At 44.5% G+C, this 23373-nt stretch carries 27 protein-coding genes, 1 pseudogene and 1 riboswitch; of the genes and pseudogenes, 8 read left to right on the top strand and 20 right to left on the bottom strand.

The window, feature by feature from the left end; translation table 11 throughout:
• Window positions 1-12: 12 nt before the first annotated feature.
• The 7 genes from thiF to AC0OMU_RS02920 all read right to left on the bottom strand — a co-directional run bounded on the left by thiF (window position 13) and on the right by AC0OMU_RS02920 (window position 6475).
• Window positions 13-1023, bottom strand: a complete 1011-nt coding sequence (gene thiF / locus AC0OMU_RS02950) for a thiazole biosynthesis adenylyltransferase ThiF (protein WP_100506179.1) — start codon at window positions 1021-1023, stop codon at window positions 13-15.
• A complete protein-coding gene (thiG, locus tag AC0OMU_RS02945) occupies window positions 1020-1790 on the bottom strand; it encodes a thiazole synthase (protein WP_010886483.1) in 771 nt (256 codons plus the stop codon). The genes thiF and thiG overlap by 4 nt, the downstream gene beginning before the upstream one ends.
• Window positions 1787-1987 (bottom strand): sulfur carrier protein ThiS, encoded by a 201-nt coding sequence (gene thiS, locus AC0OMU_RS02940; RefSeq protein WP_072173897.1) that lies wholly within the window; start codon window positions 1985-1987, stop codon window positions 1787-1789. Before thiS ends, thiG begins: the two co-directional genes overlap by 4 nt.
• The gene (gene thiO / locus AC0OMU_RS02935; protein ID WP_474240887.1) at window positions 1987-3096 is read right to left on the bottom strand and encodes a glycine oxidase ThiO; all 1110 of its coding nucleotides are present in this window, start codon (window positions 3094-3096) and stop codon (window positions 1987-1989) included. The genes thiS and thiO overlap by 1 nt, the downstream gene beginning before the upstream one ends.
• Window positions 3080-3697: a thiazole tautomerase TenI gene (gene tenI / locus AC0OMU_RS02930; protein WP_445604077.1), complete on the bottom strand. Its 618-nt coding sequence runs from the start codon at window positions 3695-3697 to the stop codon at window positions 3080-3082. The genes thiO and tenI overlap by 17 nt, the downstream gene beginning before the upstream one ends.
• Window positions 3672-4382, bottom strand: coding sequence for a thiaminase II (tenA, locus tag AC0OMU_RS02925; RefSeq protein ID WP_015383363.1), 711 nt, complete (start codon window positions 4380-4382; stop codon window positions 3672-3674). The genes tenI and tenA overlap by 26 nt, the downstream gene beginning before the upstream one ends.
• A gap of 78 nt (window positions 4383-4460) precedes the next feature.
• Window positions 4461-4569, bottom strand: a riboswitch (TPP riboswitch).
• 61 nt (window positions 4570-4630) lie between these two features.
• Window positions 4631-6475, bottom strand: a complete 1845-nt coding sequence (locus tag AC0OMU_RS02920) for a monovalent cation:proton antiporter family protein (protein WP_015383362.1) — start codon at window positions 6473-6475, stop codon at window positions 4631-4633.
• Between the two features lie 232 nt (window positions 6476-6707).
• Here AC0OMU_RS02920 and prpE point away from each other — a divergent pair, with 232 nt between their 5' ends.
• Window positions 6708-7442 (top strand): bis(5'-nucleosyl)-tetraphosphatase PrpE, encoded by a 735-nt coding sequence (prpE, locus tag AC0OMU_RS02915; RefSeq protein WP_015383361.1) that lies wholly within the window; start codon window positions 6708-6710, stop codon window positions 7440-7442.
• Window positions 7443-7454: 12 nt separating this feature from the next.
• On the opposite strand, the gene AC0OMU_RS02910 is transcribed toward prpE, so the two are convergent.
• Genes AC0OMU_RS02910 through AC0OMU_RS02895 form a run of 4 tightly spaced genes read right to left on the bottom strand, consistent with a single transcriptional unit; the run spans window position 7455 to window position 10220 of the window.
• Window positions 7455-8354 carry an RluA family pseudouridine synthase gene (locus AC0OMU_RS02910; protein WP_474240886.1) on the bottom strand — a complete coding sequence of 300 codons (900 nt, stop codon included), beginning with the start codon at window positions 8352-8354 and terminating at the stop codon, window positions 7455-7457.
• A gap of 14 nt (window positions 8355-8368) precedes the next feature.
• Complete coding sequence (locus AC0OMU_RS02905; RefSeq protein ID WP_003232918.1) at window positions 8369-9169, bottom strand: NAD kinase; 801 nt, start codon at window positions 9167-9169, stop codon at window positions 8369-8371.
• 18 nt (window positions 9170-9187) lie between these two features.
• Window positions 9188-9823: a GTP diphosphokinase gene (gene yjbM, locus AC0OMU_RS02900; RefSeq protein ID WP_003245294.1), complete on the bottom strand. Its 636-nt coding sequence runs from the start codon at window positions 9821-9823 to the stop codon at window positions 9188-9190.
• Between the two features lie 28 nt (window positions 9824-9851).
• Window positions 9852-10220: a UPF0738 family protein gene (locus AC0OMU_RS02895; RefSeq protein WP_003232922.1), complete on the bottom strand. Its 369-nt coding sequence runs from the start codon at window positions 10218-10220 to the stop codon at window positions 9852-9854.
• A gap of 124 nt (window positions 10221-10344) precedes the next feature.
• On the opposite strand from AC0OMU_RS02895, the gene AC0OMU_RS02890 reads away from it, so the two are divergent.
• From AC0OMU_RS02890 to AC0OMU_RS02870, 5 genes are all read left to right on the top strand, one after another.
• Complete coding sequence (locus AC0OMU_RS02890; RefSeq protein WP_474240885.1) at window positions 10345-10917, top strand: CYTH domain-containing protein; 573 nt, start codon at window positions 10345-10347, stop codon at window positions 10915-10917.
• Between the two features lie 14 nt (window positions 10918-10931).
• On the top strand, window positions 10932-11666 hold the full coding sequence (gene cwlQ / locus AC0OMU_RS02885; RefSeq protein ID WP_327844265.1) for a bifunctional muramidase/murein lytic transglycosylase: 735 nt from the start codon (window positions 10932-10934) through the stop codon (window positions 11664-11666).
• 254 nt (window positions 11667-11920) lie between these two features.
• On the top strand, window positions 11921-12319 hold the full coding sequence (locus tag AC0OMU_RS02880; protein WP_003232928.1) for a globin domain-containing protein: 399 nt from the start codon (window positions 11921-11923) through the stop codon (window positions 12317-12319).
• Window positions 12316-13215, top strand: coding sequence for a protease adaptor protein SpxH (gene spxH / locus AC0OMU_RS02875; RefSeq protein ID WP_003245184.1), 900 nt, complete (start codon window positions 12316-12318; stop codon window positions 13213-13215). Before AC0OMU_RS02880 ends, spxH begins: the two co-directional genes overlap by 4 nt.
• Before the next feature lie 314 nt (window positions 13216-13529).
• Window positions 13530-13697: a hypothetical protein gene (locus AC0OMU_RS02870; RefSeq protein ID WP_003244944.1), complete on the top strand. Its 168-nt coding sequence runs from the start codon at window positions 13530-13532 to the stop codon at window positions 13695-13697.
• A gap of 37 nt (window positions 13698-13734) precedes the next feature.
• On the opposite strand, the gene pepF is transcribed toward AC0OMU_RS02870, so the two are convergent.
• Window positions 13735-15594 (bottom strand): oligoendopeptidase F, encoded by a 1860-nt coding sequence (pepF, locus tag AC0OMU_RS02865; RefSeq protein ID WP_252360566.1) that lies wholly within the window; start codon window positions 15592-15594, stop codon window positions 13735-13737.
• A 200-nt stretch (window positions 15595-15794) separates the two neighbouring features.
• The gene (coiA, locus tag AC0OMU_RS02860) at window positions 15795-16916 is read right to left on the bottom strand and encodes a competence protein CoiA (RefSeq protein WP_252494319.1); all 1122 of its coding nucleotides are present in this window, start codon (window positions 16914-16916) and stop codon (window positions 15795-15797) included.
• 72 nt (window positions 16917-16988) lie between these two features.
• Here coiA and AC0OMU_RS02855 point away from each other — a divergent pair.
• Window positions 16989-17110, top strand: a pseudogene (locus AC0OMU_RS02855) (hypothetical protein).
• Here AC0OMU_RS02855 and mecA read toward each other — a convergent pair.
• Window positions 17105-17761, bottom strand: coding sequence for an adaptor protein MecA (mecA, locus tag AC0OMU_RS02850; protein ID WP_015383354.1), 657 nt, complete (start codon window positions 17759-17761; stop codon window positions 17105-17107). The pseudogene AC0OMU_RS02855 and the gene mecA overlap by 6 nt on opposite strands.
• Complete coding sequence (locus tag AC0OMU_RS02845) at window positions 17728-17868, bottom strand: hypothetical protein (RefSeq protein WP_119122854.1); 141 nt, start codon at window positions 17866-17868, stop codon at window positions 17728-17730. Before AC0OMU_RS02845 ends, mecA begins: the two co-directional genes overlap by 34 nt.
• A gap of 169 nt (window positions 17869-18037) precedes the next feature.
• On the opposite strand from AC0OMU_RS02845, the gene AC0OMU_RS02840 reads away from it, so the two are divergent.
• Window positions 18038-18694, top strand: coding sequence for a TerC family protein (locus AC0OMU_RS02840; RefSeq protein ID WP_024573350.1), 657 nt, complete (start codon window positions 18038-18040; stop codon window positions 18692-18694).
• Between the two features lie 42 nt (window positions 18695-18736).
• On the opposite strand, the gene spx is transcribed toward AC0OMU_RS02840, so the two are convergent.
• The 5 genes from spx to oppD form a co-directional block, all read right to left on the bottom strand.
• Window positions 18737-19132, bottom strand: a complete 396-nt coding sequence (gene spx, locus AC0OMU_RS02835) for a transcriptional regulator Spx (protein ID WP_014476435.1) — start codon at window positions 19130-19132, stop codon at window positions 18737-18739.
• A 180-nt stretch (window positions 19133-19312) separates the two neighbouring features.
• Window positions 19313-19891 carry a GNAT family N-acetyltransferase gene (locus AC0OMU_RS02830; RefSeq protein ID WP_474240884.1) on the bottom strand — a complete coding sequence of 193 codons (579 nt, stop codon included), beginning with the start codon at window positions 19889-19891 and terminating at the stop codon, window positions 19313-19315.
• A 163-nt stretch (window positions 19892-20054) separates the two neighbouring features.
• Window positions 20055-21272: an MFS transporter gene (locus AC0OMU_RS02825; protein ID WP_474241181.1), complete on the bottom strand. Its 1218-nt coding sequence runs from the start codon at window positions 21270-21272 to the stop codon at window positions 20055-20057.
• A 105-nt stretch (window positions 21273-21377) separates the two neighbouring features.
• Window positions 21378-22295 (bottom strand): oligopeptide ABC transporter ATP-binding protein OppF, encoded by a 918-nt coding sequence (oppF, locus tag AC0OMU_RS02820; protein ID WP_047182432.1) that lies wholly within the window; start codon window positions 22293-22295, stop codon window positions 21378-21380.
• A gap of 1 nt (window position 22296) precedes the next feature.
• Window positions 22297-23373 carry an oligopeptide ABC transporter ATP-binding protein OppD gene (oppD, locus tag AC0OMU_RS02815; protein WP_077670618.1) on the bottom strand — a complete coding sequence of 359 codons (1077 nt, stop codon included), beginning with the start codon at window positions 23371-23373 and terminating at the stop codon, window positions 22297-22299.

Raw genomic sequence — 23373 nt, 5'->3', positions numbered from 1 at the left:
ACACTCCTTTTATTACCCGATCCATTTATGATAAATGGATTTTGCCCGGGCAACATCATTTGTTCCATGGATCAAAGCTCTGCCGTCCCGGAACAGCACCATTTTCATATCATCCGAGCGGCAAGAAATTAAATACGGGTTCGCAGCTACTTCAAGCCCGGCCTGTCTCAGCTGACCGGCAAGCGCTTCAAGATCCGCTTCTTTTGTAACAGATGATCTGATCTGCACCGTGTTCCTGCCGCACAATACAGCCGCTTTCGTTTGATTTTCATATGACAAAAACGGAAAATCCTTTGTGCCGCAGCTTGGGCATGCGTCATGTTTGAGACTGGCCGCTCTCACTTCTGACCGCTCGTTTTTCCACAAGTCAAAGGAGCGCAGCACCGGCTCGCACTCCTCTCCCGTCAGCAGCTTCAACGCATCTGTTACCTGAAAGACTGCTACCTGCAAAACAGCCGGACTGATGATGCCGGCTGTGTCACATGTTGCTCCGCCAATCGGAAGTGTATCGAGCAAGCAATGCAGGCAAGGAGTAGAACCCGGCACCACGGTAAAGGTGAGGCCGTAGCTCCCTACACAGGCACCGTAAAGAAAAGGAATCCCTTCCTTTACCGCAGCATCATTTACGATCAGGCGGGTTTCAAAATTATCAGCCGCATCCACAATAATCGATGCATCCCTAATCAGCTCGAAGATATTTTCTGCTGTCACATCCATGACAAGGCCGGTCACATCAACATCGCTGTTAATCGAACGGAGACGGCGCTCCGCAGCGGCTGCTTTCGGCATTTCTTTTTTGACATCATCTTCTGTATACAGCTGCTGGCGCTGGAGGTTGCTCCATTCCACATAATCTCTGTCGGCAATTTTCACAGAGCCGACTCCCGCTCTCACCAGCATTTCTGCACTGGCTGTTCCGAGCGCGCCTGCGCCGATAATCACGGCGCGCGCTTCTTTCAATTTTTTCTGGCCGGATGGGCCGATCGGAGCAAACAGCTCCTGCCTTGAATACCTGCCCGTCATACAGGAAGACCTTCTCCCGGACTGCTTGCCGTTCCGTATTGCTTAAGCGGGATTCGTCCCGCCTCATAAGAAAGGCGTCCTGCTTCCACCGCGAGCTTCATGGCACGAGCCATTTTCACAGGATCGTCAGCGCCCGATACAGCCGTATTGAGCAGTACGCCATCCGCTCCAAGCTCCATTGCGTATGCCGCATCTTTAGGCGAGCCGATTCCAGCATCCACGATGACCGGCACTTTCGCCTGTTCAATAATAAATGACAGATTCAAAGGATTTAAGATTCCTTGTCCCGATCCAATCGGAGATGCACCCGGCATGATGGCATGAACGCCGAGCTCTTCCAGCTTTCTCGCCAGCACAACGTCATCCGACGTGTACGGGAGCACAATAAAGCCTTCTTCAAGAAGCTGTTCAGACGCTTTTAATGTCTCAACAGGGTCAGGCAGCAAGGAACGGCTGCATCCGATGACTTCAACTTTAATCATGTCACAAAGGCCTGACGCTTTTGCCAGCCTTGCAATCCGAACCGCTTCTTCAGCAGTACTGGCGCCCGCTGTATTCGGCAGAAGCGTATATTTGGATAAATCAAGCTGTTCCAGAAAATTCGGCTGAGATGCTTCAAAGATGTTCATTCTCCGCACAGCAAATGTTAAAATATCAGACTCAGAAACAGCTACTGCTTCCTTTTGTATGTCAAACGATGGGTATTTCCCTGTGCCCAGCAGCAATCTTGATTGAAATGATTTTCCGCCAATTGTTAACATGCTCATCCGCCTCCTACAAAATGGACAATTTCAATGACATCACGATCACAAAGCTCAACCTCGTGATAGCGTTCTTTCCCGATTATTTCTTTATTTCTTTCCACGATAACGATTTTATTTTCAAGCTGATACGACGCCAGCAGGTCTTGAATTGTACCTGTGTCTTTTTCCCACTTCACGTCTTTACCGTTCAGCTGTAGCATCATATCTGAACCGCCTCCTTGCGATCAATTCGGAATGCGTGCAGCCAGTCTTGGTTGACCTCTTTATTCATGATGAGATCACTGATCAAAGCGCCCGTTGCGGGAGCAAGCAGGATCCCATTTCTGAAATGGCCAGCCGCAAATAAAATACGGCTGTCCTCAGGATGTCTGCCGATGTACGGTTTTCCATCCTTTGTTCCCGGCCGGAGTCCCGCCCAAAAACGATCCACCTTCATATTCTGTATAGCCGGCAGCATCGTTTTTGCTTTTTTCATAACCGATTCCAATCCGCCAAGATCCGGTGTTTCACTCCAGTCCCCCGGCTTCATTGTCGCGCCGACAACCAGTCTGCCGTTTTTTCTCGGTACGATATAGCAATGGTCATGGTAAAGCGTTTTTGTCAGCGGGATATCATCATTCCAAACGGACAGGCACTCCCCTTTTACAGGGAGAAAAGCATTGTTCAGTCCGAGCTGTTTAAAAAACATTCCGCTCCACACCCCGCTGGCAACGACAACATGATTAGCCCATACGTCTCCACTAGGGGTCTTGATGGACAGGGCTTCACCGTCACGTTCGACATGCAGGACGGGCGTATGCTCAAAAATCTCCGCCCCAAGCATTTTTGCTGCTTTCACATATGCCTTGCAAACAAAATAAGGCTCCACATGCACATCATCCTGAATAAAAGATGCACCAAAGATGTCACCAGACGCATACGGCTCTTTTTCTAACACCTCTTCTTTTGAATACCAGCTGACAGAGTCCAAATCGTCCATCTGTCTCAGCTGCAGCACATCTTCTTCAGAAAATGCAAGCTTAAACATACCGCCGTTATGCTGCCTGATATCCACACCAGATAATGCATAAAGCTCTTCTCCAAGACCTTTGTACAGACGCTGGCTGTGCATGGCGAAATCAAAAAACGCGTCACGTTCCTCGCATTCGGCATGGGCGCCCAGCATTCCGGCAGCGGCACTTGTCGTTCTGCCGCCCATTGTTCCGCTTTCAAACAATGCGGTGCTTTTGTTTTCCTTTGCCAAATGATAAGCAATCGCGGAACCGATAATTCCGCCTCCAATCACCACTGCTTCATAATGCCTTTTCATAGCGCATCTCCTTTAGCTTGCGGGAATATCGTCTGGCTGCTTCCAAGGGCTCAGCGGAAGAGAAAATTCCTGACATAACAGCAATGCCGTCTGCCCCTGCTTGTTTTACGTCTCTTAACCTGTCCGGCGTCATCCCCCCGATGGCTATAACCGGGATGGAAATCCGCTGTTTGATATCTGACAGCAAAGATACTCCTCTGCCTTCAAGACCCTTTTTGCAATCCGTTTCAAACACATGGCCGAACAGCACGTAGTCCGCGTCTTCCTTTTCTGCTTGAACCGCTTCCTCCAGTGAATGCACCGACCTCCCGATATGAAGGTGTGGAAATCTGGCTCTGACCTGCTTCGGTGAAAAGCTGCCGCTTGGCAGCTGCACGCGGTGAATAGTAGAGAAAAGCGCAATATCCACGCGCCCGTTCATCACCAGTTTTCGTTTATCTATACCGCCTTCAAAAATAAGCTCGAGCAGTTTCAGAATATCTGCCGCCGATTTTGAGCGTTCCCGAATGTGAATAAAATCAACTTCATTCTGAATCGAAATGATGGTTCTCGCTAGCTCTTCTACCGGCTTGCAGTTATCCGTTATGGCGTGAAGCTCCACATTCCTCCACCTCTTTTATGCCGCGCTCCGACCAGCCTTCTTTTTGATAGGCCATTCCCCAAAATTGATATTCATAGAAGCTGGAGATGACAAAATTCTCTTTCATCTTGGCACGCACTTCCTCCGTGCTGTTTTCCGCCAGCTCATCAAAGCGGTTGATTTGCTCCTCAACCTGTTGTCTAAACCAGTCACCGCCGTACGTCCCAATCCACTTTTGATAAATCGGATGCCCAGGATCGCAATGCAGCAATTTCTCACCAACCTCGTAATAGAGCCAGTAGCATGGCAGCAAGGCCGCTAAGATTTCAGCGAAATTCCCACTCAAAACCGAACGGTACATATGGGATGTATAAGAGTACGCCGTAGGAGACGGCTTAAACGCCTTACGCTCTTCCTCGCTGATTTCCAACAGCTCGGCAAACTCGCGATGAAGCGCCATTTCCGCCTCATATGTACCTTGGGCATGGCTTGCCATCCTCCCCGTTGTAAAAAGGTCCTTCGCATAAGCTGCGCCAAATGACTGCACCTTTGCAAAATGCGTTAAGTAATAGGAATCCTGAAGTACGTAGTATTTAAAACGGTCAATCGGAAGCGTTCCGTCACCGATTCCTTGAACGAACGGATGGACAAAGCTCCCCTCCCACCATTCTGCGGCTGCGCTGCGGCATTCTTCTGAAAACTTCACAAATCATTCCCCCTCTGAAAATAAAAAAACCACTTTCCCGCAAGGAAAAGTGGTTTGGAATTGGCATAGTAAAATAACACAAATACCGCTCCACTTCCCTACGCAGGTCTGAACCTGTTCAAGTTATGAGGGTCTAAAAGTCACACTTTTATCTCAGCCCTTATGAAGGACACCCCTAGTGGTTAAACGAATACATATTGAATTGTTCTGCACCTCTATATTAACACGAATCCTTATTTGGTCAAGATTTATCCTTCCAATGTTTTCTTAAGATCCGTTACGTATCCCCGAGATCCGGTGACAATTAAGCGATCTCCCAGTTTCAGCCTAGTATCCCCATGAGGAACGATGCTGTCCACACCTCTGAAAATCCTGACAAAGATGACGTCACCTGTTAAAGGGAATTCCCGTAAAATGACACCATCATATTTACTGTTCTCCATATTAATTTGATACAGCGAAGACTCTTGGTTCGTGAGCAGCTTCATGACGCCAGGCGCTTCTATCAGTGCGCGAAGCAGCGTTTTTGTCGACAGCAGAATAGAAAAGATGCTGATTCCCTGCTCCTTCAGAGCTGCTTCATGCTCCGGTGATCCTACGCTTGCAATGACTCTTTCTGTGCCTTTTTCTTTTGCAAGTAATGCAATGTCTGCATTCATATCTTCATTTCCTGTCGCCACAACGAGGATATCCGTTTCAAAAATGCCGAGTGATTCAAGCGTCTCGTGTTCATAGTCAGAAATTGTTTCAACAGCAAACACTGATTCTGACAGCTTTTCCTCCGCATTCTCTTGGTAGACGTGTACAACACGCACGTCATACTCTTCCTCTGGCAATTCGAGTGTAACAGGCAAAGTCATTTGATTGGCGCCGATGAACGTAATCGTCTTTTTCTCCTCCGGCTGCTCTTCCCGTTTGTATAATTTTTTAAAACAGATCGGCGTAAAAATACTTGCAATGACGGCTACTAAAATTAGCGCTCCTGACATATTTGCACTGATCACGTGAAGCTGCTGGCCGATTGTTGCAGCAGCAATCACGAGCGAAAGCGTTGATGTCAGCAAGAAACCAGACGCGAAAATGGTTCGGTTATCATACCACTTCTTTAAGTACATGACAGGAATGATTTTGCTGACTAACAGCGCCAGCAGCAGGAGCGGAATCATGATTAAAATTGTTTTATCCTGGAAAAGAGTCCAAATATCAAGCTTCACACCGACCATCACAAAGAAAATCGGTATTAAGAACCCATAACCGAATGAGTCCAGCTGCTGAACAAGTTCTTTGTTTGGCGAAAGCAGGGAAACAAGAACCCCCGCTAAGAAAGCGCCGAGAATATTTTCCGCCCCAAGTGATTCAGACAGGGCAACGAGTACAATGATTAACGTAAAAATGGCACGCGTCCCGATCTGGATCGTCCCTTTTGACATGGATTGAACAAAAGAGCGATGTTTGAAGACCCGGCCGAAAAAGTAAAGCACCACTCCGGCCGCAAACAGAATCATCAGGAGCCACATGTTTCCGCTGTCCTCTCCGTATAAAGAAGAAAAAACAGCAAGAAGAATCATCGTGGCCAAATCAGCAATAACAGCAACAAGCAAAATAATCTGCCCGATATTTGAATTCATGATCCGTTCTTCTTTTAATGTTGGAACGACAACGCCTAACGATATCGTTGAAATAATCAGGGTCATTAAAAAAGCATTTTGGATAAATCCAGCCAAGACGAACCCATAGGACAAGAGCAATGATAAAATAAAAATGCCGACAAAAATAATAGATGCCGCAGCAAACGTATTCGGCGCTTCCTTGCCATTCGGCAGGAACTGCTTTTTCTTCCCTTTCTCAAACGATGAAAAATCAATTTCAAGCCCGCTTAAAAACATTAAAAAGATAAATCCGAGCATAGAAAGTGTCTGGAGCCAGGTGTCACCCTCCACAACTAAATTAAGGCCGCTTTTCCCAATAATCAGCCCCATAATGATTTCAGCAACAACAACCGGGATGCTGAGTTTAAACCGATGCAAAAGGATGGGTGTCAAAAATGCAACGATAAGTACAACAACTAAAGATGCGACAGATGTATGCGCCATAATAAGAACCTCCTTCTTTAGATCAGGGTTATGCCAGTTCTCACTCAAAGAACAAAACCTCATTTTTAAAAAACATAACGCGATTTTAACAAGGGTGATGATGAAAAATAAAGTAATATGGTCTTAATCCTGTTTAGAAAATGATTCTTCTATAATTTGCACATAAAAGCTTGTGATGACTCACAACACTTTGCTTCATAATAAATAAAACAATCGGTAAGGAGGATACCGCATGGCTTACGATATCATCAGCGATATTCATGGCTGCTATGACGAAATGACTGCATTAATCCAGAAGCTTGGCTATACAATCAAAAATGGAGTACCTGTCCACGAAGAAGGCAGGGTGCTTGTTTTTGCCGGAGATTTAACTGACAGAGGGCCTAAATCGATAGAGGTCATCCGATTTGTAGCAGGCGCTTACGAAAAAGGCGCTGTACGTTATGTCCCGGGAAACCATTGCAATAAATTATATCGTTACTTAAAAGGAAATCCGGTAAAAGTGATGCATGGTCTCGAAACAACAGCGGCAGAGCTTGAGGAACTTTCCAAAGATGAGAGAAAAGCAGTCAGTGAACAGTTTATGAAGCTGTACGAAACAGCGCCGCTTTACGACATCTTACATAATGGAGAATTAGTTGTCGCCCATGCTGGCATAAGAGCTGACGATATCGGCAAATATACCCGCAGAGTGAAGGACTTTGTGCTTTACGGTGACGTGACGGGTGAAACATATCCGGACGGCAGACCCGTCAGACGTGATTGGGCGGCAGCCTATAATGGAAAGGCTTGGGTGGTATACGGTCATACACCTGTGAAAGAGCCTCGGAAGGTCAATCGCACCATAAACATTGATACAGGCTGCGTGTTCGGAAATCAACTGACAGGCTTTCGCTTTCCAGAAATAGAAACCGTCTCTGTTCCAAGCTCCCTGCCCTACGACGAATCAAGATTTCGCCCCATATAAAAAAGGAGAGAATCAATGATTCTCTCCTTTTATCAGTTTTCTCATGTCCTGAGGCAATGGAGCATGAAACGTCATGTTCTCCTGTGTCAGCGGATGGATAAACGAAAGATGCTCGCTGTGCAGAGCCTGCCGGCCAATTTCCTGTCTCGTACCGCCGTACAGTGTATCGCCGCACAACGGGTGCCCAAGATAGCTCATATGAACACGAATTTGATGGGTTCGTCCAGTCTCAAGCTGCAATGCCACCGAGGTCATGTCGTCATTTGCACATGTGACGTAAAAATGAGTAACAGCCTTCTGGCCATCTGGCGTTACCGTCCGTTCAATAATACTGTCAGGATGTCTGCCAATCGGAGCATCGACTGTTCCCTCCATCTGCGCCATCCGCCCGTGAACCACTGCCGCATACCGGCGTTTCACAAGGCCGTTTTTTTGCGCAGACGATAAAATGGAGTGGGCAAATCGATGCTTGGCAACAAGCATGACACCTGATGTATCCCGGTCTAGCCGGGTGACAAGATGTACTGTCGCCCTCACTCCGGTTGTTTGATAATGATCAATAATTCCATTGGCAATGCTGCCGGAGGGATGCTCTCTCGAAGGGATTGATGACACATACGGCTGCTTGTTTATCACAAGCACATGTTCATCCTCATAAAGGATATCGAGCGGAACAGGCTCTGCCAGCAGCGTCTCGCTCACCTGTTCCTCAGGAAACTTCACGATAAGAAGATCTCCCTCTTTCAAAACGTATTTAACCGTCACATGCTCACCGTTGATCAGCAGGTCTCCCCCGCCAAACTTAATATCGGTCAGCAGACGTTTCGAAATTCCCAGTTCACCGGCATATTCTTTTACAGTCATCCCGTCCTCAGCGGAAGTAATGTTCTTTCTGATAAAAAAATGCTCCACGATATGTCCTCTTTCTATTCACCTTTTCCAATAAACGAATCCTGGACTCTTTTCCAAAATGGAAACGGACGGAATCTCGCAAACCGCACTTTTTCGGATGCAACCTGGCAGCGGATCGACTTTACATCTTTATGGAGAAGGGTTAAATGGTCAATCGTCACTTGAAAGTCAACTTCGTTTCTCGGCTTAATCATGCAATCATGATGGGATGGGAGAAGCAGAGGTGACCCGACCGTACGGAACACGCGGTTATTAATTGAAGCCATTTCCGCAAGCTGGATCGCCCTGATAGAGGGATGGATAATCGCTCCGCCCAGCGCCTTATTGTAGGCTGTGCTGCCTGATGGAGTTGACAGGCAGAGGCCGTCGCCCCGGAAGGTTTCAAAGAGCTGCCCTTTGATTTCCACATCTGCAACAAGGCTTCCTTCGATGCTTTTAATCGTACATTCATTCAAAGCTAAGTATCTTTCTTCCCGCTCGTTTTCGTGATAGGTCACAATGACTTCGAGAAGCGGATATTCGACTGTATGATACGGCGTTTTCGCGATGGCAAGAACAAGTTTTTCAATTTCATGAGGAACCCAGTCGGCATAAAAACCCAGATGACCTGTGTGAACGCCGACAAATGCTGTTTTGTCCAAGCGGTCGCTGTATCTGTGAAAAGCATACAAAAGCGTTCCGTCGCCTCCGACTGAAATAACGATTTCCGGTTCATTTTCATCCAGTTCCATATCAAAATCCAATAAATACGCCTGTATTTTGCTTTTCAGCGTATCAGAAACTTGATCTCCTTTTGATGATACGGCAAATTTCATGCTCTTCTTCCCCTTTACCTATTGTTGCTCGCTTCCTTTTTTCTTTCTTGAAAAGGCAGCTTGAGCTTCCTGTACTTCACCCCTGATCTCCGACATCTCTTCATCAAGCCGGGAAGCCGCTTCAGAAGCGCGCTGAAGCCTTAGTTTTACTTTTTCAGGAATGTTTCCGCTGTATTTATAATTCAATGAATGCTCAATGGTCGCCCAAAAATTCATCGCCAGTGTACGGATCTGTATTTCCACGAGAACATGCTTTTCTCCGGATACCGTCTGCAAAGGGTACAGCACAACAAGATGGTATGACCGGTATCCGCTCTCTTTATGTTCCGCAATATAATCTCTCTGATCCACGACGGTGAAATCTTTTCTGGCAAAAAGCATCTCTTTTACGATTTGGATGTCATCGACAAATTGGCACATGATTCTAAGGCCAGCAATGTCCTGCATGGTTTCAATTTCATGCAGCGGTATGCTTTTCCGTCTCGCTTTTTCAAGTATGCTCGCCACAGGCTTGACGCGTCCGGTCACAAATTCGATCGGTGAATGGTCGTCCTCGTATTCATATAGTGTGCGGATCCCCTTGAGCTTCACTTTCAACTCTTCGACAGCCTGGCGGTACGGCACTAAAAAACGCTCCCATTGTTTGTCATCCATCATACATCCCCCAATTCCGAACCAGTTTCTATAAAAACACGCGTTTCACTTTTTCTTCCATTTCTTCTCCATAGTTTGCATTATCTTTTATATTTTCTAAAAGATATTCCAGCTCCTCATGCAGGCCTGCCAGTTCAATTGTTTGGTCTCCTGCCTCTAAAACAACCGGTATTTTTTGTGCATGGGCCTGCTTCAGTTCCGGCCATACATGTTCCTTTATAATGACATATTCAAAAGAATCAGCTAATTCAAGTATGTATACAAAAGCAAAGTGGTCAGAATCAACAAGCATTTGACCTGACGGCTTGCGTTCCGCTTCGTTTCCTTCTGTCTGACAGGCAAGGCGAAGCTGATCATCCGATAATGTTGCATTCAAAATTTCGATTCTGTTTTGCATAATGCTCTCCTTTTTTAAACAAAGTACAGATTCATTTTATCATATCGAGCTCGATATTGATAAACCTAACATCTAAAGAGATAATAGTAAAAATAAGATTTACAGGGCGGAAAGGAAGAGCATCATGAGCCAAGAAATTGAAATCGAATTTAAAAATATGCTGACCAAACAAGAATTCAAAAACATAGCAGAGGCACTCCAGCTGACAGAAAAAGATTTTACAGATCAAAAGAATCATTATTTTGATACAGACAGCTTCGCGCTGAAACAAAAACATGCTGCGCTTCGTATCCGCAGAAAAAACGGAAAGTATGTCCTTACATTAAAGGAGCCGGCTGATGTGGGGCTTCTGGAAACGCACCAGCAGCTTTCAGAGGTATCAGATCTCGCTGGATTTTCAGTTCCCGAGGGCCCTGTGAAGGACCAGCTGCACAAGCTTCAGATCGATACGAATGCCATTCAATACTTTGGATCTTTAGCAACAAACCGTGCGGAAAAAGAAACAGAAAAAGGCTTAATAGTTTTAGACCACAGCCGATATTTAAATAAAGAGGACTATGAAATTGAATTTGAGGCGGCGGATTGGCATGAGGGCAGACAAGCCTTCGAGAAGCTGCTTCAGCAATTCAGCATTCCTCAGCGCGAAACCAAAAATAAAATTCTGCGTTTTTATGAAGAAAAACGAAAGTCTATATAAGGTGGAATGACATCGTGAATGTAACGAATTGGGCAGCTTTACTTCAGCTTCAGGCACTACAGTCCATATCTAATGCACGCAGCAGCTCGGACACTCAGAATACGGAAAGCCCGCTTTCAAGTTTTAGCTCTTTGCTCAGCCAATATACAAACGGTCTGGCATCTCAGCAATCAGCACCTTCTTCATCGCCAAGCCCGCTCAGCATGCTGAACAGCGCGAATACAACAGCGCCGTCACTGCTTTCAGCGTATGGGCTTAACTCATATACGAGCAGCAATTCAGGTTCAGTCACAAAAGCGGCAGAAAGCACTGAAACAGCTGCTGCAGATTCAGCTTCAAACAAACATGAAGCAAATCAGATCAGTTCGGGAGACTTTTCTATTGACAGTGCGATTAAAAAAGCCGCTGATAAATATGGCGTTGATGAAAAACTGATCCGTGCCGTCATCAAACAGGAATCAGGCTTTAATGCAAAAGCGGTCAGCGGAGCAGGCGCGATGGGCCTCATGCAGCTGATGCCGTCAACAGCAAGCTCACTTGGCGTTTCCAATCCGCTTGATCCACAGCAAAATGTGGAGGGTGGAACGAAATATTTAAAACAAATGCTGGATAAATACGACGGCAATGTGTCTATGGCCTTAGCGGCTTACAACGCCGGACCGGGAAATGTTGACCGATACGGAGGCATTCCTCCTTTCCAAGAAACGCAAAACTATGTAAAAAAAATAACTTCAGCTTATTACGCGTAACCAGAGGGGCTCTTTCCCTCTGGTTTTTTTGCGAAGTGAAATCTTACGCATTCCTGATTTTTATGTGATATGATATGAAATACAAACCCCGGCTGTCAGCCGAAATGAGTCATCATACGCAAAAAAGGCAGTTTGTTTGTAGAAATGATGCCTTGTTGCTAAAATAAACCTAGATGAAACAATGAAATACAGAAAATTACTTTTTGCAATAGGATTTATGATTCCTATTAGCCATATTTAAAGGAGTAGTCAACATGGGACAATCGTTTAACGCACCTTATGAAGCGATTGGAGAGGAACTTCTATCGCAACTTGTTGATACTTTTTATGAGCGTGTCGCGTCTCATCCTTTGCTGAAGCCGATTTTTCCAAGCGATTTGACAGAAACCGCCAGGAAACAGAAGCAATTTTTAACTCAGTATTTAGGCGGGCCTCCTCTTTATACTGAGGAGCACGGCCATCCTATGCTCAGAGCAAGGCATCTTCCCTTTCCAATTACAAACGAGAGAGCTGATGCGTGGCTCAGCTGTATGAAGGACGCAATGGACCATGTAGGGCTAGAGGGCGAAATTCGTGAGTTTTTGTTTGGCCGGCTGGAGTTGACAGCAAGGCATATGGTGAATCAAACGGAAGCGGAGGATCGATCATCTTGACAAACTATCAGCATGAGCTATACTTCGCCCATTGCCACGGTCATCCAAAAAAACCGCTTGAAATTTATATGTTTGTAGACCCTTTATGTCCTGAATGCTGGTCCTTAGAGCCCGTCATCAAAAAGCTGAAAATCAGATACGGACGTTTTTTCACCTTACGCATTATCGCTTCCGCAAGCCTTACCGCTTTAAATAAAAAGCGAAAAAAGCATCTTCTCGCAGAAGCATGGGAAAAGATCGCGAGCCGCTCTGGCATGTCATGTGACGGCAATGTCTGGTTCGAACAGGATCAGCCGCTTTCATCGCCTTATATGGCTGCTCTCGCTTTTAAAGCAGCCGAATTGCAAGGACGAAAAGCCGGCATGCAATTTCTCAGAAATATGCAGGAGAGCCTATTTGTTTCAAAGAAAAATATTACGGATGAAAACGTGCTTTTGGAGATTGCTGAAAATACAAGTCTCGATCTTGAAGAATTCAAAAAAGATCTGCATTCTCAAAGCGCGGTCAAGGCGCTTCAATGTGACATGAAAATTGCTGCTGAGATGGATGTTTCTGTTAATCCGACACTGACGTTTTTTAATACGCAGCATGAGGATGAAGGGCTTAAAGTTCCTGGCAGCTACTCATATGATGTATATGAAGAAATTTTATTTGAGATGCTTGGCGACGAGCCGAAGCCGTCGGAAACACCGCCTTTAGAATGTTTTATTGAATATTTCCGCTTCGTTGCCTCGAAGGAAATTGCTCTTGTATATGACCTGAGCCTTGAAGAGGTAGAAAAAGAAATGAAAAAACTGGCGTTTGCTAAAAAGGTTGCCAAGGTGGAAGCCAAACACGGAATGTTTTGGAAGTCTCTCAGCACTTATTCTGATGAATATCAATCATGTGAAAAATAGCCGCAGGCGTGCATATGCTTGAGGCTGTTTTTTTACGCCACGAACCAAACATACGTTCTGTTTTTAGTGCTAAAGAAACCGCGCCGGGATAAGCGCGGTTTCATATGTCTTAACGACAACAAAGGGGATGGGAGAAATTTTTCACGGTCAAACAAAGGGGTAATGTTTGTTTGTGATCAATTTCACATCCTTATGATAACAAAAGATGTCGACTTTTGACAACCTCTATGCTTAATGTTCATATTTTTGTCACAAAACATAACGAAGTGCATTCACTCATATCCTTATAAGGAAAAAGGACGAGGAGGACCGCCATGATGTCTACTTTGATCTCAATTGTGTGCATTGCCGTTTTTTTCTGTCTGAATATCTTAGGCATGATGCATATGCTGCCGCTTTATATTACCTCTCCTCTGCTGTTTCTGTCTATTTTGTTTACCCTCTACCGCTTGAATCACCGGAAAACCTTTAAAGGGTTTTAAAAAAGCCTGTGCGTCATTTCCGCACAGGCTTACTTTTTTAAGACTGCTTGACTTTCATCAGCAACTCTTCCATTTCATCAAGTTTTTCTTCAAACATTTTGCACGCGGCTTCGATTGGCTCTGGAGACGTCATATCAACGCCCGCTTTTTTCAGGACATCAATCGGGTATTGTGAGCTTCCCGCTTTCAGGAAGTCAATATAACGGTCAACCGCCGGCTTTCCTTCCTTCAAAATCTGGCTGCTTAATGCTTGGGCAGCGCTGTACCCTGTCGCATACTGATACACATAGTAATTGTAATAGAAGTGCGGAATACGCGACCATTCAAGGCCGATTTCCTTATCAATCACCATGCCGTCTCCAAAATACTTTTTATTCAGGTCGTAATAGACATTTGTCAGAAGCTCAGGTGTAAGCGGCTCGCCTTCTTGCGCCTTTGTATGGATCAGATGTTCAAATTCAGCGAACATCGTTTGTCTGAAGACCGTTCCCCTGAAGCCCTCAAGCATATGGTTGAGAATATATAAGCGCTGTTTTTCATCTTCTAAATTGTTCAGCAAATACTCGCCAAGGAGCGCTTCATTTGTCGTAGAGGCAACTTCCGCGACAAAGATACTGTAATTGCCGTATGGATAAGGCTGGTGCTTTCTCGTATAGTAGCTGTGTACGGAATGTCCAAACTCGTGCACGAGCGTAAAGAGATTATTGACGTTATTATGCCAGTTCATCAAAATATACGGATTCGTGCCGTAAGCTCCTGATGAATAAGCCCCATTGCGTTTGCCTTTATTTTCGTAAACGTCTACCCAGCGGTTTTCCAGTCCTTCTTTTAGGATTGAGGCATATTCTTCCCCTAATGGTGCGAGGCCTTTCAGCATGTAATCTTTGGCTTCCTCGTATGTCACCTTCATCCCCGCATCTTTCACAAGCGGTGTATACAGGTCATAGATATGCACTTCATCAAGCTCAAGCACTTTCTTTCTCAGCGCAATATAGCGGTGCAGGAGCGGCAAATGCTTATTAATCGTCTTAACAAGGTTATCGTATACTTCCTCAGGAATACTGTTGTTAGAAAGCGCAGCCTCACGCGCTGACTTGTACTTTTTCACTCTCGCGTAGAAGTTGTCCTTTTTCACAGTGCCGCTAAGCGTCGTGGCCATTGTGTTTTTATATTGTCCGTACGTTTTATACACTGCGTCAAACGCATTTTTGCGGACTTCACGGTTTTCACTTTCCAAGAAATTAATAAAGTTGCCGTGAGTGATCTGTTTTTCATTCCCATCTTCGTCTTTAATGGACGGAAACGTTATATCTGCGTTATTTAACACGCTGAATGTATTTGAAGATGACCCCAGTACCTCGGAGGCTTCAGCAAGCAGCGCCTCTTCCTTCTCGCTCAGCACATGCGGACGTTCCTTTGTAATCTCCTCAATCGCATGAGAGTACAGCTTCAATTCTTCTTTTTCAAGAATGAACTGTTGCAGTTTGTCTTCTTCTATGGATAAAATCTCCGGAACCAAATAAGCTGTCGCGCTTGCGGCCTGTGTATACAGGTTTCCCGCCTTGTCATTCAGCCCCTGGTAAAAGGAGTTCCCAGTATCCTGGTCAGAGCGCATATGCGCATATGTGTACAGCCTACCCAGCCGCTCCATCACTTTATCTTGATACGTAAGAGCCTCGTATAAATGATCAGCTGAATCTGCCAGCTTTCCTTTATACTTAGATAAATTCGGAATTAATTCTTTTACAGCTTGAAATTCTTTATTCCAGGCCTCATCACTAGGAAAAATATCCTCAAGTCTCCATGTGTCTTCTGCCTTTACCTCACTTCTGTCAGGCAGTTGGTTTGCTTTTTTTTTCCTCAGCCATGGTGATCCCCCTCGTCTTCTTTGATTCAAGCCAATTGAAAAAACAGCTGTTTCTCAATAAACTTGTGTTGTGAATATCTTCCGGTTTTTCACTGCCTTTTGTCAAATCATATGCAGTAATGAAGAGAACGAATGCCAAAAAAGCAGTAAAAACACGAAAAACCTTTCCTTTTGTGCCTTTCACAGCCTGCCCACCACCTTTGTCTTAGGGTGAGCCAAATAAGACAAACTCATTCTATAAAACAGCTGCGATCTCTTTCTATGAGATCCTGCATTGAGTGTATGCCACTTGCAGGCTGATTCAGCACATATACTTCTTTCTGAGTCTCCCTTAAAAATCCCTTCTTGCACAAAAAATCAATATACTGTTTAACCGCTTCTGAAAGACACTCTTCGCTGCATTCAAACCTGAGTGCAATGTTCTTATTATGAATGTGCAGTTTGCACTGCTGCAAAACGGCTGAAAAACGAATTGGCGCACGTTTACCTCCAAGATCCGTCATAAACAAATAAAGAAACCCCTGCCACACAAAAACCGGACTCTTAAAAACTGCCCCTTTACTAACAGGAACAAACACTTCAGTCGGCAGAAAAGAAAAAGGCGTCTGCCGTTTCTCATAAAACAGCAGCCTAAGGCGATTTATTTCCTTTGAGTTAAACCGATGGGGTTTATGGCGAAAACGGTGAATCGCTTTCGTCCAGCCTGAATATTGAATTGAGGGTTTCGGTTCAGTGAAAAAAAGATCGTCTACACCTGCCCGATGGATAGGGATCGTTTGGACTGAGGAATAAGAATGGTTTGTGTAGAATGGAATGATGTGGCTAAGCCGGAGAAAAGAACGCCTTTCAGGACAATAACATATCAGTTCTCTGTATGGACTTGCATTGATAAACTGCCAATGAAAAGCTGAAAGCTGATAAAAGGACGAAGCAGTCCGTTTTAAGCGGCTGTATCCCATAATCCACTGCGGGATGATTCCTTCTTGTTTGAAGCCCTCTGTCCGCTTCTGAAAGACATTTGGTGCGATAGTGGCGCATTGATATTCAACAGCAAGCATATGCTCCTTGATCCTTGCCATGACGTCCGGTCTTTGGTTGATTGTCCTTATATACGGCTCCAATATTGGTGAAGCCCGTTGTATTTTCAGCCATACATACAGCTGTCTTTTTCCTTCTAAGTGGTAGGCGCTTTCCGGTTCGATGTCTATGGAGCAGGACTTGTTCTGTTTATGGGCAAAATGCGGCGCTTTTTGAAGTCCGAGCTTCACAGCTAGCTCTCCCCCGCATACCGGACAGAAGAACCGTCTCCGCTTTAATTTCTGGTTTTGCTGAGCGCCTAAAAGGTGAAACATTTGGCCGTCTTCAGTCACAGCACTAAACAATTGTCATCTCTCCTTCCAGATGAAGTATACTTTCTGGAAAAGATGATCAACTCCTGTTCGCTGTATTTCTGCTTGTCTATATGTTTTTGATTTTTCACATCTCTAAAAAGGCATTTTCGTGCATAAAAAAAACCGATTTCCGGAAGGAAATCGGTTTGCTATGATGCAAAGTGTTTTTTTATCGTTTCTAGAGCATGCTCTGAAATAATCAGCTTGCCGTACTCTTCAAGACGGTGTATGCTGATTGAGGATTCAGTTGCGTACTCCAGCAGGATGCTTAGCTGATTTTCAACCTCTTCATCAGTCATATTGCAAAAATCTACATATAAATAATATCGGTTCTCAAACGAATATAAAGTCGTTTTGCTTCCGTTAACGTTCAAATTAGATAGAGAAATAACATCCTCAAAATCGCCAAATCGCAAGACAAATTGAAGCTTTTGCTCCTTCTCTTCCTGATTGACGGCTTGCTCTTCTTTCTGGAAATCATCCAGCAAGGCGTCAAGATCCTCAGATGCTGGTTCTTGCTTTTTATCCTCAGGAATCGGCAGTTCGAGCTTTTGTCCGTCTTTGGAAAGCTGGGCTTTTGTGACGATGATTTCTAATCCTTTGTCCAGTGCCTGAACTTGAATCCAAAGTGGGCCTTCCACAGCGAATTCCTCTTCTTCATGAACTTCATCCATGACTTCCCAGAAAAGTTCTTCACTGCGCTCACGGTTATACCAAATTTCTTCTCTGTCAAAACCGCGATCTTCAATATCTCCGTAAGACATATAAAATTTTACTGTATGCTCGTTAATTCTTTCAATTTCCATTTGCCAACCTTCCCTTCTATATAAGATGTTGAAGGGACATCTAAGCTCCCGATTAATTGTACTTTACTACACTTTACCCATTCCGTCCACATCTTAACCTTAACCAAGGCCAGTGTGAATTCCTTTGTATTTCTATTTTATGATAAAACAGTCACAAAAGAAATAAAAATGCACCTTTGCCTAAAAAACGGCAGATCAGGCGGCTGATATCATAAAATATGACCTGTCTCATATAGTAGTAGTACAAGCGAAGGACTGAAAGCGAGGTGCCGCTTCATGGAGCATGACTATCTGATTTCTCTGCTTGTCATTGTTGGGATTGACCTGATCCTCGGCGGAGATAATGCGGTTGTCATTGCCATGGCCAGCAGACATTTGCCGGACAAGCAAAGACAGCAGGCCATTATTCTCGGAACATTTATTGCCGTTGCCATGAGAATCGGATTAACAAGTGCAGCTGTATATCTTTTGAACATTCCGTTCTTGCAGTGCGCCGGCGGAATTTTCCTGCTGTATTTAGGATATCAGCTGCTGATTGAAAAAAAAGACACGCAGCACATTAAAAGCAGCACCTCTCTGTGGAGAGCGATACGAACGATTGTGCTTGCAGATCTCTTTATGTCCCTGGACAACGTCATCGCAGTTGCGGGAGCTTCACACGGTGAGTTTTCTCTCGTTGTTATAGGTTTGTGTGTATCGGTTCCGGTTATTATTTGGGGCAGCAAACTCATCCATATTGCACTAGAGAAAATACCGCTTCTGATTTACGCGGGAAGCGGGCTGCTTGCTTATACTGGCGGAGAAATGATTGTCAGAGACAAAAAGCTGTCTCTTTTTATGGCGCAGCACGGCACAGTTGAAACGCTCCTCCCCATTTTGACGGTTGCGTTTGTCATCCTTGCGAGCATTTATTACCAGCAGGTTGAAAAATAAAAGAAGGCTGATCACTCAGCCTTCTTTTGATGATACGATCTATTAGTTTGCCAAACGCTGTGCTTCTCTTAATTGGAAAGAGCGAACTTTTCTTGGCAGGAAACGTCTGATTTCGTCTTCGTTATATCCGACCTGCAAACGTTTTTCGTCAATGATGATCGGACGGCGAAGCAAACCTGGATGCTCGTTGATCAAGCGGTATAAATCTTGCAGCGGCATAGATTCAACGTTCACATTCAGTTTTTGGAATACTTTTGAACGGGTTGAGATGATTTCATCTGTTCCATCCTCAGTCATTCGAAGAATTTGTTTTATTTCATCAATTGATAAAGGTTCAGAGAAAATGTTTCTTTCTACAAATGGAATATCGTGCTCCTCGAGCCACGCTCTCGCCTTTCTGCATGAAGTACAGCTTGGTGATGTGTATAGTGTAACCATTCATCTTCACTCCTCTAATTAGTAGGATGAACATCTATTTTATTCTTAAATTGAAATTACTCTAAAAAAGGAATCTTTACAGGTATTATACTATAAAAAAGTAAGTGTGAACAGTATCCTAAGAAAAAAATGTGTCAATCCAGCAAATTTTTAATGTTCATGATATGTTCTAATTCTCAATTAGCTTAACTGATCGAAAATATTTTTTTGTTTTTCTTCATCAATGAGTTTCAGGACTTCATCCGTTTTTTCGTACGATTCCCCGTACCATTTCTCGTCTTTATAAGTATGAATGTTTTCATATGTCTGTTTCATGGCTTCAAGAATTTCTTCTTCTGATTCTGTTTTTGGTGACCAGTACAGAATCTCCATCTTGTTTACTTTATTCGTAGCCAATGACCGGCGCCGGTACCCAATTGACTGAGCATGCTTGAAATGCTCTCTTTGATAAAACCTCAGGCGTTTTTCTGTATCAGTATCATCTTCATCCACAGGTTCCACCTCGAGCAATATGGGCTTATTTTTCTTTTTCAGCTTCGCGATCAATTTTCCGCCAAGCCCCTGCCCTCTTGCATCCTTAGACACATACAGATAATCAACGAAGATAAAAGAATCGAATTCCGCAAACATTAAAATATGATGTTTGTCTTCATCTTTATGATAAATATCGCTTCGCTCTTTCAGAAGAGCTTCCATATGCGCTTTTGATTTCATTTCTTCAATTGGAAAGTACTCGCTAAGCTTTTCATACCAGTTCATTGATTTGCTCCTTATGAGTTCGTTGTCTTCATACTTTTAGATATACCCCATTTCTTCTTGTTTAAACAGCCTTACATCTATAAAGACGTGCGAACTTCCGCCATGGTTTCATTTTTTTTCAGCAAAAACGGAGCCAGCTGCTCCGTTCATTTTGAAGTGTTTCTCATTGAACTCGATTTTCCCGCCTGTAATGAATCAGGCGGGGCTGCGCCAGTGCAATCAGAAATGTCATGATATATAATGCAGCAGCCGCGATAAAAGCTATTTTCGCACCAGCAGCATCAGCCACTAGCCCCATAATGGAGTAGGTGACGCCTGACCAAGGAGTCAAAATCGCATTTTTTGCAGCCATGATTCCGATTCGTTTCTGCTCGGGAATAACCTCCTGCAGCATGGTTTCCTGGCAAATATCACGCACCTGATAAAAAGGCCCCATTGCAGCACAAGCCAGAGCGCATAAAAATGGGACTGGAGAAAATGAAAACAAAAGGGTCAGCGCCGACATTACAAGCGAGCTGAACATAATGGCATAGCCCATATTCCGCTCAAAAAAAGAAGAAAAACGAATGGCAATCACACTGCCGACAATTGCGCCTATAAAATAGGAAGCATTAAACATCCCCCACCACACCTCTGTTTCATGCAAAACAGCCGCAGTAAATGCGAGGAGAATAGCAGATGACCATACGGAACCCGCCAAAGCTTCTATCATGTCCATTATAGTAATGTCTCTTACAATAGGGATGATCATTAAATCCTTCCATATACTTCTGGCAGATGCTGTTTCAGCAGTTCCTACAGACTCTTCTTCATTTACATGCAGCACACTGATGGAAGCTCCCGATAGAACAAACAGGAAAATGGCAGCGCCGACAACGAGTTCAAAAGGGACGGCGTACGTCAGAAGGCCTCCAAGGCCCCAGCCTGCTGTTAAGAACAATTGATTCGAGAGGGAGATCACACCATTCGCTTTTACATATTGCTTCTTTGGAACAATAATCGGCAGCAGCGCAAATCTTGCTGGCTGAAAAAAAGCGCCCGCGAAGGAAAAACAAAACACAAACAGCAGCGTAATCCAAAAGAATCCCTGTCCGTGATGAGTGACGCTGTATGCCATCAGTATTGTAAAGACCGCTCTCAGCAGATTCGCCCCCACAAGCACCTTTTTAAAACCGAGAATGCGAAGCACCGGAGAGACGCAAAAGCTTGCTGCTATACTCGCAAACGACATGAACGATAAAATAAGACCCGCAAAAAAAACGGAGTCAGTCATTTGATAGACCCGTACCATTAAAACGATTGTGACGAGGACTCCTGCTAAAGATTGAAAAGATTGAGACAGCAATAGCGCAAAAACATTTTTGTTATGCAGAAATTGAATCGTATTTCGCCTCCGCTTTTTCCTCTAATTGTAAATGTTATCATTCTCACTTTCTATGAAGACGCAAAAAAATCCTTCAAGAGATTCTCTTGAAGGATTGATGAATCATGAAAAAGCTTTAAATTCGGTTTCCGTGCACATCACAAAATGTCCCGGTTTGACTTCACGGAATTCCATCGTTTCCCCATCTTTTAATTGATGGACGGACGGATCATATTTCTGGCGGACGCGATTTCTCTCATAGTCCGGATCTGGAAGCGGAATCGCAGAAAGCAATGATTTTGTATACGGGTGAAGCGGATTTTCATAAAGCTCATCTGCCGGCGCAAGCTCAACCAGTTTCCCGAAATACATGACTCCAATGCGGTCACTGATGTATTTGACCATCGATAAATCGTGGGCAATAAACAGGTATGTGAGCCCTTTTTCTTTTTGCAGTTCTTTCATTAAATTCACGACCTGCGCTTGAATGGATACATCCAAAGCGGAAATCGGCTCATCCGCGATAATGAATTCCGGATCAACAGCAAGAGCTCTGGCAATCCCGATTCTTTGGCGCTGGCCGCCGGAAAATTCATGCGGATAGCGGTTCGCGTGTTCCTTGTTTAAACCAACTGTTTCCAATAGTTCATGAACCCTCTGCATCCGCTCTTTTTTTGTTTTCGCCAGCTTATGAATATCAAGGCCTTCAGCAATAATATCAGCAACTGTCATTCTCGGATTCAGGGATGCATATGGGTCTTGGAAAATCATCTGCATTTTGCGGTTGAATTCCAGCAGCTTTTTCCGCGATTTTCTCCCGTGCACATTTTCACCGTTAAACAGCACCTCACCATCGGTTGCTTCGTACAGCCGGATAATGCTTCGGCCTGTTGTCGATTTACCGCAGCCAGATTCACCAACCAGCCCTAATGTTTCACCTTTATAGATATCAAATGATAAATCATCTACAGCCTTAACCGTGCCCCTCGGCGTGACAAAGTGCTGTTTTAAATGTTTGATTTCTAATAATTTTTCAGTCAATTCATTCACCTTCTCTCACTAAGACAGGTTTTTCATACGTATTTGCCAGTTTACGCATTTTCGCTTTTACCGCTTCAGGCGGCTCTACCTTTGGCGCGTCAGGATGAAGCAGCCACGATTTTACATAATGAGTATCGGATACCTTAAACATTGGCGGCTCCTGTTCAAAATCGATTTTCATCGCATAAGAGCTCCGCAGGGCAAAAGCATCTCCTTTTGGCGGGTTTGTCAAATCAGGCGGCGTGCCCGGAATTGCAGTCAGCTCTTCCTCACCTGAACTTTCCAGTGTCGGCATGGATGCAAGAAGCCCCCAAGTGTATGGATGTCTCGGATCATAGAAGATTTCGTCTACCGTACCGGTTTCTACAATCTGTCCCGCGTACATGACAGCGACCCGGTCAGCAACATTAGCCACAACACCAAGATCGTGTGTGATAAAGATGATGGACGTGTCAATTTTCTTTTGCAAATCCTTCATTAATTCCAAAATTTGCGCTTGAATCGTTACATCAAGAGCAGTTGTCGGCTCATCGGCGATCAGAAGCTTCGGATTCGCTGCAAGCGCCATGGCAATGACAACCCGCTGTCTCATCCCGCCTGAAAATTCATGCGGAAATTGGTTCACCCGCTTTTCCGGCATTGGGATACCGACTAATTCCAGCAGTTCAACCGCGCGTTTTTTAGCCGCTTCCTTCGAGATCTTCTCGTGTTTAAAAAGCACTTCCGTAATTTGTTTACCGACCTTCATCGTTGGATTTAAAGAGGTCATCGGATCTTGGAATATCATGCCGATCTCTTTTCCCCGGACATTTTGCATTTCTTTTTCGGACAGCGGCACTAGATCCTTTCCTTCAAACAGGATCTCACCGCGTTTGAAATAACCCGGAGGCATTGGAATCAGCTTCATAATCGCTTGAGAGGTTACACTTTTTCCGGAACCTGATTCTCCAACAATGGCCAGCGTCTCTCCTTTATCCAGATGGAAATTCACTCCGCGGATTGCCTGGACCTCTCCGCCATATGTTTTAAATGAAATTGCTAAATCTTTTACTTCTAATAGGCGTGTCACCCGTATCAC

Source organism: Bacillus sp. FAU18 (genome assembly GCF_056033885.1).
This window is presented reverse-complemented; position numbering and strand designations above follow the sequence as displayed.